We start from the raw sequence: 12,338 nt of genomic DNA, 5'->3' as shown, positions 1-12,338 counted from the left end.
AGTTACTGCCGTTCAGAGTTGAGGAAGAAATGAAGCATTTCGCATTCATTGCAGGGCTCAGCGGCGCACTGCTCGCAATGGCCCCCGCCGCCCAGGCGCACGTAAATGTTGACATTGGCATCGGAATTCCCGGCGTCGTCTACGCCGAACCTGCGCCCGTCTACGTTGCGCCCCAGCCGGTCTATGTAGCGCCGCAACCAGTGTATGTCCCTCGCCCGGTTGTCGTGGCTCCCGCGCCCGTTTATGCGCCTCGTTGGCGTGGGCGGGACTATGACGATGACGACGACCAAGGCGAGCGGCGATGGCGCAGGCACGACCACCGCGAGCACAGGCGGCACGGGCGGCACGGGCACGAGGACTGATTTCGCTCAGCCTTTGGGACAGGCGTACTTGAATCACGGCGAAGGGTGGGCTTGGCGATTGCTGCGACGGCCTTACTTACTGTTCGACTTTCTTGAGTTGTTTCTTGCTGCTCGCAATTCGAGCACTATTCGCATCGCCACCTCACGAGTGACTTTCTGCTTGTCCTCGTACCCACTGCCTGCTATTCGGGACATCGCAGCCTGCTCCGCTTGGCAAGAAAACTGAAATGCAGTAGCAATGTCGGATGCGGGGGACACGCCATCATCTATCGCGGAAATGTCACGAATGAGGCAACGCACCCATGCATTAGCCAGTTCGTCGCTGCGAACTTCCTTTTCACAGGCGGAGACCGCCCCATCAAATGCCGATGTGTTGGGCGCAACGCCTTTCCCCGCTAGGCATCGTGCAACCCTATCGCCAAAATTCTCGGCTGCTTGAGTTGGGAGCGAACATACGCAAAGTATCAACGCTGCACACGCAAGAGCCCGCATTTCAACCTCCATTGTTATTCAGAATTGGGGCACCGCGAAGGGCGGGCTGGTGACATGGTGCGGTGGTCAGTCTTCGTACCTAACAATGAGGTATCGGGCTGTTATTCGTCCAATCAAGACTGCCGTGCTCGTTGCATATCCGCCACCAGCGCCGAAGGATTGGCCGATAGCTGCGCCACCACCGGAGTCGATGTTGTCAACGTTGATAGCCGCATTGCCGCCGGCTTCCTTGACCTTGTTGGCAATGCTGGACCTAATCATGCTGGGGCCGGCTGGGCCGTTGGCAATCGTCGCGGTAGCCATCCCGAGGATGCGGTACGGGCGGGGCGGTGCGCCGTAGTTCCATATATCGACGCCCTCGACAACCGTCTTGGTTCCGCCGCTCCCTACCTGCGCCTGGTTGGCCCCCTCGAACTTCTCATAGTCAACAATCGCGCAGCCGCTCAATACGGCAGCGGCTACCGCCAGCAAGATAGCGCGCATCATTTCTTTTCCGTTGGTTGCGCCGGCGGGTTGGTCGTCAGCATATATTTGATGCCGTTGTCCCGGATGCACTCTCCGAGCGCAGCCCCCGCCTGATAGTTGAACTGACATTGGATGCTTTGCCCGCCAGGGCCAAACATCGCGCGAGCGGACGAGCATTCCGGAGCGGATGGCATCGAGCAGAGTTCCGGTAGTGAATGGACGATCGCAAGCGGCATGGCAGCGGAGGCGCCACAGTTCAATCTGATCGGCTATAGCTACGGCTCGCTGCTGGCAGCGCAAACCGCCTGGTCATATGCGCGCGCTGGCCATGTAATCGACCACCTGGTAATGGTGGGCTCGCCCATTGAGGCGGCATTCCTCACCGACCTGCGCGGGCACAAGAACATCCGAAATACCATTGTCATCAACCTGACGCAGTTCGGAGAACCGATTTACGCGGGAATGCCCTGGCGTGAGCTGGTGGAGTCGGCGCCGTTACTGGGACGGCAAATGCTTGCAGGAAAGGGGGAGGGGCATTTCTACTATGCCCACGTGGCGCGAGACAGCCCGAAGCGATGGGTCACCCTCGCCGAGCATGTCGCGGGGGAAGGGCTTCGATGACGGCGCGCACAAGCACACTGGTGCGGATCGTTGACGGCCTAACCGTGCTTCTCGCTCTGGATGGGCTCGCCTTTGCCGTCGCTACCATGCTGACACCGATAACCCGCCAGCAGGTGACCACGGGGGCCATCGTTGTCTATGCCGCCGTGGCGCTTCTTTTGGCCGCCTTACTGCTGCTGACTGGGCTGGTCCTGGTGATCGTGGCGATTGTTCGGCGATCCGCTGCCCGCTGGCGCATCTTCGCCTCCTACGGCATTGGCTTCGCGCTGTTCGGTGGATGCGTGTTCTTTGTGGCGCGCTGGATTGCAGGGCACTTGCCGTAGGGATCGCGATGGGGGGCGGGCCGCCCGCCCTCCGATAGCAGGGATGTGCGCCGCTGGACCGTGGCCAATACTGCGACTGGGTGGAACCGCGAGCCAGCCTCTACAACTTCAGGCTCAGGCCTCTGACCACCCCGGCCAGGGGCTTTTCTTCGCCGGCCTGCGGCTGGTGCGACGACACCCTGCCTGTGGAAAAATGGGGCACGTGAGAATTTTGGGGTATGAGTGGGCGTATGAATCGGCGTCAGCCAGCCGAAAATTGCCACATCATGCGCTTCTACAGCTTGTTTCCAATTCCCCTCTTAGAATTCCAGGGCATCGCCCACACAAACAAACCCGGACAGCGTCACGCTCTCCGGGTTTTTTGTTGTCTGTGATCCGGCAAAGCCGGCGGTGGCAGCGGGCGCCCCAACCGTTGCGCCCACCAGTAGCGGAAGGGATGATCGAAGTCGGGATAAAGCACCGGCTGGCTGAAGCAGCCGGCACGCTTCATCAGGAGGTAGGCAGCAAGCATGGCCGCCCAAAAAACTAACAGTTCCACGATAACGGCCACCCTTGGATTTACAGGTGGCTGTTTTCATTATAGGTAGCCGTCTACCGCAGGGGGACGATGGCGCACCCCGTGCAAACCCTAGGGTCTGTTCCCTCAATACACATCCGGCACGATCATCTCCTTCGGCACCGGTTGCCGCACATAGTCCTCATGCCGTTCGCGCCCCGGCAGCACCACGCTGGGCACCTCCACCTCCGCATACGGGACCTGGCTCAGCAGGTGATGGATGCAGTTCAGCCGCGCACGCTTCTTATCGTCGGCCTGCACCACCCACCATGGCGCCTCGGCAATATGCGTGCGCTCGAGCATGATTTCCTTGGCCTTGGTGTAGTCCTCCCAGCGGCGCTGCGATTCCAGGTCCATCGGGCTCAGCTTCCACTGCTTGAGCGGATCGTGGATGCGGCTCAGGAAGCGCAGACGCTGTTCGTCGTGCGTGATCGAGAACCAGTACTTGATCACCTGGATGCCGGAGCGCACCAGCATCTTTTCGAACTCGGGCACGGAGCGGAAGAACTCTTCGTACTGGTCGTCGGAGCAGAAGCCCATCACGCGCTCGACGCCGGCGCGGTTGTACCAGCTGCGGTCGAACAGCACGATCTCGCCGGCGGCGGGCAAGTGCGCCACGTAGCGCTGGAAGTACCACTGGGTGCGTTCGCGGTCGTTGGGCGCGGGCAGCGCCGCCACGCGGCAGACGCGCGGGTTCAGGCGCTGCGTGATGCGCTTGATCACGCCGCCCTTGCCAGCGGCGTCGCGTCCTTCGAAGATGATGACGATCTTGTGCCCGGTGGCGGCCACCCAGCTCTGCAGCCGCACCAGTTCGCCCTGCAGGCGGAACAGCTCGCGGAAATAGTGCCGGCGGCTGTCCTGCCCGGCCTCGTCGTCCAGGTGCACCGGATCGCCGAAGGCCTCGCTGGCTTCGCGGTCGTCCAGTTCCAGTTCGATCTCTTCGTCGTAGTAGTCGGCCACCTCGTTGTGGATGCGCCGCACCAATTCTGCTTCGCCCGGTCTCATCTGATCTGCTCTCCCTGTGGATACAACGCGGTCGCGGCGATACTCGCATGCCAGCATTGCAGCCGCGTGAAAACGGGGCAGGCCACCCGCCCTGCCCCGTTTTCCTGACTGTCCCTGCAGGTTACGCCAGTTACGCCGCTGGATTGATGTTGTGGTTGTGGCGGAACAGGTTGCCCGGATCGTAGCGCCGCTTCACCTCGACCAGCCGGTCGTAGTTGGGCCCGTAGGCCGCGCCAATGCGGTCGGTTTCTTCCTGCGTCAGGAAGTTCACATAGACGCTGCCCAGCGCGAAGGGCGCTGCCGCGCGGAACACTTCACGGGCCCAGCTGATGCACTTGTCGTCGTCAGCGGGCGCGTCCCAGCGCCCGTGCAGGTTCATGATGAAGTTGGCATCGCGGCTGGCGTAGGCGGTGGCATCGGGCGCGACGCGGTTGGTCTGCCCGCCCATGGCGCCGATAAAGACCTCGCATTGGGGCGAGGGCAGCTTGCCGATCTGCTCGATCAGCATCGTGATCAGGCCATCGTCCAGGCCGGCGAAGTTGTGCGATTTCCAGTAGTTGCGAGCGCCCGGCGTCAGCAATGGATCGAACGCCTGCTGCCATGCCGTAAGCGGCATGGGACCGACATGCTCGCCATAGGGCGTGCCGAGCTTGCGCAACGGCTCGACCAGTTCGGGGCCTTTGTCAGGCGGGCCGATATAGCAGATCGCCAGTGCCGCGATCGGCTTGCCGTGCGCCTCGGGCGGCAGGAACGGCAGCGGCGGCGCCTGGCGCAGCACCACCCAGACGGTCAGCTCGTCCGGCATCGACTTGAACAGTTCACGGTAGGCCGGCAGCACCGCGGCGGCCTGCTCCAGCGGATAGACGATCAGCCCGCCATAGACCTCGGGGCCGACCGGGTGCAGCCGGAACTCGAACATCGTCACCACGCCGAAGTTGCCGCCGCCGCCGCGCAGCGCCCAGAACAGGTCGGCGTTCTCGTCGGCGCTGGCGCGCACCAGCTTGCCGTCGGCAGTCACTACCTGTGCCGACACCAGGTTGTCAACGGTGGTGCCGAACTTGCGGCTGAGCCAGCCGAAGCCGCCGCCGAGCGTCAGCCCGGCCACGCCGGTGGTGGAGTTGATGCCCAGCGGCGTGGCGAGGCCAAAGGCCTGCGCCTCATGGTCGAAATCGCGCAGCGTGGCGCCAGGCTCCACGAAGCCACGTTGCGCGCGGGGATCGATCCGCACGGATTTCATCTGCGACAGGTCCAGCACCATGCCGTCCTCGCAGATCGCCAGCCCGCCGATATTGTGGCCGCCGCCGCGTATCGACAGCAGCACGCCATGGTCGCGCGCGAAGTTGACCGCGGCGATCACGTCGGCAGCGCCCGCGGCCTGCACGATCAGTGGCGGACGGCGGTCGATCATCGCGTTCCAGATGCGGCGCGCTTCGTCGTAGTCGCTGTCGTCCGGCTGCAGCAGGCGCCCGCGCAACTGCGCCTTGAGTGCCTCAATGTGTTCCTGCGATGGCTGGGCCATAGTGTGCCTCCCGATGGGTTGGAAACATCGGACGGCGCGCGGCGTCTGGGTGCAGGGAAATGGCCACGAGGACCGATGACTACATCATTTAAGGCAGGCACCACCCGAATGTAAATGGGGCTCTGGCCCCACGCGCACAATCTCCCTGGCAAGTGCCGCGACGCGATCATGCCGCCCCGCCACCCTGCCGGCCTATCATGAATGAACAGCGCACGGCGCCCTCGCGCCGTCCGTCTGCGCCATGAACACAGCCAGCCACCCTCCCCTGTTCCTGTGCGGCGACGTGATGACCGGGCGCGGCATCGACCAGATCCTCGCGCATCCCAGCCAGCCGCTGCTGCATGAATCGTATGTGCATTCCGCGCTCGACTACGTGCGCCTGGCCGAGCACAAGGCCGGCCCGATCGCGCGCCCCGCCGCGCCGGAATATCCCTGGGGCGATGCCCTGGCGGAACTGGAAAGCCGCGCTGCGCGGCCGCGCATCGTCAACCTGGAAACCGCCGTCACCACCAGCGACGACGCCTGGCCCGGCAAGGCGGTGCACTATCGCATGCATCCGGGCAATGTCGCCTGCCTGCAGGCCGCCGGCATCGACTGCGCGGTGCTGGCCAACAACCATGTGATGGACTGGGGCCGCGCGGGCCTGACGGATACGCTGGCAGCGCTCGACGGCGCGCATATCGCGCATGCCGGCGCCGGCCCCGACGAGGCGAGCGCAGCGCACGCCGCACTGCTGCCGCTGCCCGGCGGCGGCCGCGTGGTGGTGCTGGCCCTCGCCATGGAAAATGCCGGCACCCCGGCGGCCTGGCGTGCCAGCGCCGGGCATTCCGGCGTGAACCTGCTGGAAGACTGGTCCGTTGCCTCGCGCGAACGCATTGCCGCACAGGTGCGCAAATTCAGGCGTGCCGGCGACGTCGTGGTGGTATCGATCCACTGGGGCCCGAACTGGGGCTACCACATCGACCCCGCGCAACGCGCCTTCGCCCGCGCGTTGGTGGAAAGCGGCGAAATCGACATCGTGCACGGGCATTCCTCGCATCATCCGCTGGGAATTGAGCTGCATGCCGGCAAGCCGATCCTGTATGGCTGCGGCGATTTCATCAACGACTACGAAGGCATCGGTGGCTACGACGCTTACCGGCCGGACCTGGCGCTGATGGCCTTCGTCAGCTTCGATGCCGGCGGCAGTGCCGACCTGCGGCTGGTGCCGTTGCGGCGCAGCCATTTCCGGCTGGCCTATGCGCGCGAAGTGGATATGGCGTGGCTGCAGGCCATGTTTGAAGACGAGGGACGGGCACTCGGCACCCGGGTGGAGCGCAGCGGCTTGCATGAACTGCGTTTGTGGGCGGCATGAGCCCCAGTCCACAAAAAAACGCCCGCCGTTGCGGCGGGCTGCATGAAAGCGATTCGCCAGGCGTCAGTGGCGATGGATCATGTGGTCAAACCATGTACGCACCGACTGCTCCTGCTGCTGCAGCAGCGTCGGATTCTTTTCCCGCAACATCCAGATGACAAATGCGGCGCACGCAACAAGGGCGATCAGGACCAGCGCGGTAATCAAGGTGGCAGCCATAGCAACCTCCTTTGGGTAATGGTTGCACCTTCAGTGTAGTTCGCCTGGCAGCCGTCACAGAAAGCAGAAAGGCCAGCCTTGATGGCTGGCCTTCCGGTTATTCCAGTGCCACGTGAGTTGGTTCCGTGTAACGCTTCCGCAGAGTGCTGATCCGCTTCTTCATTCACTGCCCGACTCTAGCTCTCTCGCCCATCCTGCGGCACCCCAGGACATAACTGCAGCATAGTACAAATCCCCGCGGATAACAGCGCGCGCTCAGCTGACGACAATGCGGTCGTCGACCAGGCGGATCTGGCCGCCAGGCTTGTCTTCCATCACTTTGAGCACGCGGCTGCCTACCTGCAGCGTGACGCCGCCATGGATGCGGCGCGCGGCGTCGATCACGGCATCGGCGGCCGGCTGCATCTGCTGCCCCAGCTCGGTCAGGCGTGCCTCCAGCTCGAACAGATCGCGCGACAGCTTGAACAGTGTCGCGCGCGCCTTCTCGCGCAGGTCGCCCACGGCTTTCTCGGGATGCTTGGCAAAGAAGTCCACCAGCTGCTTGACCTTGTTCTGCTCTGCCAGCATGCGGCGGCGCTCGGCTTCCAGCGCGGCGCGCTGTGCGTCGGCAAAAGGATTCAGGCCGACCTGGATGCTGGTGGCGGTGCCGGCCGGTGCGCCCAGCACCGCGGCGCGCACCGCCAGCAAGGCACGGCTGCGGCCGCCGCTGATGCTGCCCTGCGCGCCCGTGCCGCCCACCACGATGCGCTCGCCGGCAGCAACGTCGCTCTGCCGGATGCCGCTTTCGACGTTGACGTCGGTGCCGGCCTCGACCACGGCGTTCTCGATAAAGCGCGCCTTCACCGCGCCCTTGCAGCGCACGCTGGCGCGGCTGATGCCGCCTTCGGCACGGCCGGTGTCGGCCTTGCCGATGATGCCGCCCTTGACGATGACATTGCCGCCGGCCTCGACACTGGCGGCTTCGATGGTGCCCTCGACCACCACGTCGCCGCTGACGTTGACCGACATGCCGGTGCGGATATCGCCCGACACGCGCAGCGTGCCGTCGAACGCCACGTTGCCTGAGTGCAGGTCGACCGATTCCACCTGCACCACGGGGCTGACCGAGATGCCGTGCACGCCAACCACCGGCGATCCTGCAATCACCGCGCGCAGCAGCTCCGGATCGTCGGCATCGGCGGCAGCGCCGGTCAGGCCTTCGGCAAAGAGCGGATCATCGACCGGATCGGCGGCGACGGGCTTGCCGAATACGTCGATGCCATCATTGCCATGCACCGCCGGGACGCGCCGCATCAGCGGCGTGCCGGGGCTGACCAGGAGCAGGTTGCCCAGGTCGCGCAGGTCGACCTTGCCGGCCTCGTCATCAGGCTGCGCCGGCTTGCGCGGTTCGAGCAGGTTGATGAAGCGCGCCGGCTCACCCTGGCGCGGCGCGGCGCCGGCGGCAATGGTGCGCAGCTCGCAACTGCCTTCGGCCAGCGCGGCGTCCAGTGCCAGGGTCTGGATCGGCGCCACCACGCCGCGTTCGGCCACGGCGCGGCGGATGTCCTCCGCGCTGACCGGGCGGCCGCCTTCGGCTGGCAGCAGCGTCAGCCGCACGGCCAGGCCGTCGGCGGTGATGTCGAGCTCGAAGGCGCCGTCGATCAGCGCACCGATGGTGGCATCGATCTCATGCTCGGCCCGCTGGCATTGCGCCAGGAACTGCGCCACCGCGCGCGCATCCAGCCGCGCCCCGGCCCAGCCCAGGCTGTCCAGGCATTGGCGCAGGCTGGCCTGGTCCGGCGGCAGCCTGCCTGGCTGCGGCGTGTAGCGCGCATGCACCTGCTCGCCTGGCTCGGCCAGTTCCAGGCGCAAACCCGACTCATGCGTCATGCGTCCCCTGAATCGTCTTGTGGAGCCGCGCGGCGGGTGCCGGCGCTCCGCTTGTTATCGATCCATAACCAACGGCAGCCGCGCGGAGAACTTTAGCGCACAGCACCCCGCGTCGGTGGGGCTGCCATCGCCTTCGCGGACAAGCCTGGGGGACGATCCGGACGATGCCCGGGTTATCTGACCGAAACCACCTCGATGGTGCCGGTCTGGCCGTTCTGCACAACCTCCTGCTTCATGACCAGGCCCATGTCGGGGCAGTACCAGTCCGTGACGCTGGCGGTCGCCGGCGGCACCGACACGGTGTGGCCCGCCACCGTGACCGGCGCCATGGCCGTGCTGCGCTCGTAGCGGACCGGCCAGCAGGATTTCTGGCCAAGGCGGGTGGGGATGGTCGCGCGCTTGCCGACGACCTTGCCGCCGATGGTGACCTTGGCGGACGGGATCTTGGCCTGGCCGGCGCTCTGGCCGGCGGCGGTCATCTGCAGGTCCATGCGCACGGTCTGCGACTCGCCCGGCAGCCGCTGCCCTTCCGCTTCAATGACGCCGCCGTAGGCCAGAGTGCCGACCGCGCTGCTGTCGAGCATGCCCGATACCGTGCCGGCGGCGCTCTTGCCCTCGACCTTGCCCGGCGCGCCGCCGCGCGAGATGCTCAGGCGGTCTTCGATCACCGCCATGGTGTAGTCCAGCCGCGTCTCGTTGGCCGAGCCGGCCGCGGCCACATTCGACACCACGCTGATATTGGCATTGCACTGGCCCTTGCCCGACTTGCGCACGCCGGACACGGACATGGTCGCCGTGCCCGGCGCACCGCCCTGCATGGTCATGCGGATCTCGCCGCCGTCATGCATCCACGGCGCATCGCAGACGCCGGCCGCAGCGGCTGCCGGCAGCAGCAGGGCAGCCAGGGCCAGGCTTGCGCCAAGCGCCGTGCGGCGGTCCAGGGATTGACGCGCGGTGGCGCGGTCGGAATTCTTCGGCATCTGTCGCCTCTCCATTAGTCAGTTCAGCAAAGCACCGTCACGCTGTCGTTGCGGCGGGCCGGCGTCAGTCCTTGCATTGCGGCATGTCGCGGAAGCTGTCGCGCACCGTCGCACAGGACTGCGCCAGGCCATCCTTGTCGGAAACGCCGGCCCAGCGCGTGCGGATAGATTCCAGCTCGCCGGGCAGCCCGTCGCGCAGGGTCTGGGCGGCCGCGGCCTGCCCCGACTTCTCGAGCTTGGCCGCCATGTTCTCGGTGCAGGCGCGTTGCGCGGCTTCGGCTTCCTGGCAGGCTTTCGGCAAGGCATCGCTGGCGGCGGCGGAGCGCCCGTCTTCCTTGCCACAGCCGGCAACGGCCAGCGCCAGCATGACCGGCAGGCAGGCACGCGGAATGCAGTACGACTTCATGACTTCTCCTTTTTCTTCACCACGGAGGCGGGGGTTTTCTGGAACGAGACAATGACCAGGCCGCCTCGCTGCACCGGCACCGCCGGCTGGCGCAAGGGCGCCGCGGCGCTGTCGTCCTGGCCGCCGCGCAAGCGCGCGTAGCGGCCCAGCACCTGTGGCACGTAGGCCTGGGTCTCGGCAAACGGAGGGATGCGCGACCCGTGGCGCAGCACCGCGGCTTCGCCCGCGTTGTAGGCCGCCAGGGCCAGGCTGGTGTCGCCGTTGAAGCGCGACAGCAGGCCGCCAAGGTAGGACGCACCGGCCTGCAGGTTCTGGGCCGGATCATAGGCATCGGTCACGCCCAGCATGCGTGCCGTGGCCGGCATCAGCTGCGTCAGGCCGATGGCACCCTTGACGGAGGTGGCTTGCGGGTTCCAGCCTGACTCCACCTCCACCATGGCCATCAGCAGATGTGGGTCCACTGCCGCGGCCTGCGCAGCGCTGTGCGCGAGGGCAACCAGCTCAGAGGGTGGGGACTTGGCCGTGACGACCGCAGCCTTTGCCACCGGCTGCGTTGGCAGCCCGATAAACGCCCGGGCCGGCAACGCGGCGAGCGCCGCAGCAGGCGCCACTTCTGCCGTCCCGGCGCTGCGCGACGTAAGGAAGGTCACGCCGCTGCCGCGGTCGGCATGCATGACGATCTCGGCGCCGGCCGGCACCGCGCCCGCCAGCAGCATTGCCGCCACCACACCGCGCGCCGGCGCGGCCACAAGCGCTGGCATCACTGCTTGGCCAGCTCCACGCGGCGGTTCTGCGCGCGGCCGAACGGCGTGTCGTTGGGCATCAGCGGATGGGTGGCGCCATAGCCCTTGGCATCGAGCCGGTCGGCGGGAACGCCGGCGCTTTCCAGGTAGCGCCTGACGGCGGTGGCGCGGCGTTCGGACAGCGGATGGTTGCGCGCGTCGCCACCGGTGCTGTCGGTATGCCCCTCGACGCGCAGGCGCCAGTCCGGATGCGCCAGCACCGCCTTGGCGGCACGGTCCAGCAGGGGCCGGGCCGCCGCGCTCAGCACGTCGGAATCGGTTTCGAAGTTGACGCCGTAGAGTTGCACGCGGCCCGCGCCTTCCAGCGCCTGGCCGATGGGATCAGGGGTGGCCTCGGCCTTCGGGAAGCACGGCGGCGCCTGGTCCGCCAGGCGCCAGCCGCCGGCTTCGCGCACGCTGTCGAAGGTGCGGGCATCGCCCTTCACCAGCGCGGCGTAGGCATGGCTGCCGTCCGGGCTGAATGCCATGGCGCCCTTCTCCGGCGCGCCCTCGGTGGTGCGCCGGAAGGCCAGCAGGGCTCCGTTTTCCAGCCCGCCGGAAATCGTTCCCAGCACCTGCGTGATCTTCATCTGCTTGTTGCTGTAGTCGCCTTCCACATAGCAACCTTCCACCGCCGCGCCGTCCTGGTGAAGCAGCACGTAGCCGGACGAACCGAACTCCACCGGGAACTGGTAGATGCCGCCCACCTGGCGCACCTTGTCGGCCGCGGCCTCGGGCTTGCCGTAGGCCATGAACTGCTGCAGGCCGATCTGGCCCTCGTCCTGGTCGCCCGACCAGCGGTTGCCGGTAAGCGTCAGGCGCAGGGCCCCGGCCTTGACGGGCTGGGCCAGCGGCACGCGGGTATCGTAGCCGTCCTGCCCCGGCAGGTCCGCATCGTAGATCACGGTCCAGGGGCCTTGCGTGCCGCCGGTGGAGGCTTCGACGCGGGCATGGCGCGCATTGCTGCGCGCCCCGGCATCGGACAGGCCGCGGAAGCGCAGCACGTCGACGGAGGAGGCCTGCGCCAGCGCAATCACCAGCTCCTGCCGGCTGCCGTTGCGCATAAAGCCGGCATGGTCCGGAATCTCATTGAGCAGCGGATACCACGAGCGGTCTTCCTTGTCGCGGTTGACCACGAACGCGCCGGACCACAGGCCGGCAACATTGGTTTGCGCAGGCGTTGCCGGCGCCGATGCCGCGGGCTGGGCCGATGCCGCCGCAGGCGCGGACTGCGCGTCGCCTTGCGCAGCGGCGCTGTCCTCGGGCTTCTTCTTGCAGCCGGCCATGGCCAGCAAGGCCACGACGCCCAGGCCGATGGCGGCCTTGCGGGTCGTCAGTCCAAACGTCATTCCCTTCAAGGTACTTCCCCTTCTTCTTTTTGTAAT

The 12,338-nt window shown here is 66.3% G+C and carries 13 protein-coding genes; 4 read left to right on the top strand and 9 right to left on the bottom strand.

The window, feature by feature from the left end:
- Window positions 1-29: 29 nt before the first annotated feature.
- Window positions 30-362, top strand: coding sequence for a hypothetical protein (locus tag RS901_RS11090; RefSeq protein WP_316148830.1), 333 nt, complete (start codon window positions 30-32; stop codon window positions 360-362).
- Between the two features lie 558 nt (window positions 363-920).
- On the opposite strand, the gene RS901_RS11085 is transcribed toward RS901_RS11090, so the two are convergent.
- Window positions 921-1,340, bottom strand: a complete 420-nt coding sequence (locus RS901_RS11085; protein ID WP_316148829.1) for a hypothetical protein — start codon at window positions 1,338-1,340, stop codon at window positions 921-923.
- A gap of 111 nt (window positions 1,341-1,451) precedes the next feature.
- On the opposite strand from RS901_RS11085, the gene RS901_RS11080 reads away from it, so the two are divergent.
- On the top strand, window positions 1,452-1,940 hold the full coding sequence (locus tag RS901_RS11080) for a thioesterase domain-containing protein (protein ID WP_316148828.1): 489 nt from the start codon (window positions 1,452-1,454) through the stop codon (window positions 1,938-1,940).
- A complete protein-coding gene (locus tag RS901_RS11075) occupies window positions 1,937-2,263 on the top strand; it encodes a hypothetical protein (protein WP_316148827.1) in 327 nt (108 codons plus the stop codon). Before RS901_RS11080 ends, RS901_RS11075 begins: the two co-directional genes overlap by 4 nt.
- A gap of 643 nt (window positions 2,264-2,906) precedes the next feature.
- Here RS901_RS11075 and ppk2 read toward each other — a convergent pair.
- Entirely contained in the window at window positions 2,907-3,824 is a 918-nt protein-coding gene (ppk2, locus tag RS901_RS11070) for a polyphosphate kinase 2 (protein ID WP_316148826.1), read from the bottom strand.
- A 130-nt stretch (window positions 3,825-3,954) separates the two neighbouring features.
- The gene (locus tag RS901_RS11065) at window positions 3,955-5,343 is read right to left on the bottom strand and encodes an FAD-binding oxidoreductase (RefSeq protein WP_316148824.1); all 1,389 of its coding nucleotides are present in this window, start codon (window positions 5,341-5,343) and stop codon (window positions 3,955-3,957) included.
- A 241-nt stretch (window positions 5,344-5,584) separates the two neighbouring features.
- Here RS901_RS11065 and RS901_RS11060 point away from each other — a divergent pair, with 241 nt between their 5' ends.
- On the top strand, window positions 5,585-6,697 hold the full coding sequence (locus RS901_RS11060) for a CapA family protein (RefSeq protein WP_316148823.1): 1,113 nt from the start codon (window positions 5,585-5,587) through the stop codon (window positions 6,695-6,697).
- A gap of 63 nt (window positions 6,698-6,760) precedes the next feature.
- On the opposite strand, the gene RS901_RS11055 is transcribed toward RS901_RS11060, so the two are convergent.
- The 6 genes from RS901_RS11055 to RS901_RS11030 form a co-directional block, all read right to left on the bottom strand.
- Window positions 6,761-6,916 (bottom strand): hypothetical protein, encoded by a 156-nt coding sequence (locus tag RS901_RS11055; protein WP_316148822.1) that lies wholly within the window; start codon window positions 6,914-6,916, stop codon window positions 6,761-6,763.
- Between the two features lie 255 nt (window positions 6,917-7,171).
- Entirely contained in the window at window positions 7,172-8,785 is a 1,614-nt protein-coding gene (locus tag RS901_RS11050) for a FapA family protein (RefSeq protein ID WP_316148821.1), read from the bottom strand.
- 173 nt (window positions 8,786-8,958) lie between these two features.
- Complete coding sequence (locus RS901_RS11045) at window positions 8,959-9,765, bottom strand: hypothetical protein (protein WP_316148820.1); 807 nt, start codon at window positions 9,763-9,765, stop codon at window positions 8,959-8,961.
- 64 nt (window positions 9,766-9,829) lie between these two features.
- Window positions 9,830-10,171 (bottom strand): hypothetical protein, encoded by a 342-nt coding sequence (locus tag RS901_RS11040; RefSeq protein ID WP_316148819.1) that lies wholly within the window; start codon window positions 10,169-10,171, stop codon window positions 9,830-9,832.
- Entirely contained in the window at window positions 10,168-10,932 is a 765-nt protein-coding gene (locus RS901_RS11035; RefSeq protein WP_316148818.1) for a lytic transglycosylase domain-containing protein, read from the bottom strand. The genes RS901_RS11040 and RS901_RS11035 overlap by 4 nt, the downstream gene beginning before the upstream one ends.
- Window positions 10,932-12,302, bottom strand: a complete 1,371-nt coding sequence (locus tag RS901_RS11030; protein WP_316153471.1) for an OmpA family protein — start codon at window positions 12,300-12,302, stop codon at window positions 10,932-10,934. Before RS901_RS11030 ends, RS901_RS11035 begins: the two co-directional genes overlap by 1 nt.
- Window positions 12,303-12,338 lie beyond the last annotated feature (36 nt).

The sequence above is a fragment of the Cupriavidus sp. BIC8F genome (genome assembly GCF_032465815.1).
Classification (GTDB): domain Bacteria; phylum Pseudomonadota; class Gammaproteobacteria; order Burkholderiales; family Burkholderiaceae; genus Cupriavidus; species Cupriavidus necator.
The sequence above is the reverse complement of the archived record's forward strand: the minus strand, read 5'-3'. Positions and strand labels throughout refer to the sequence as shown.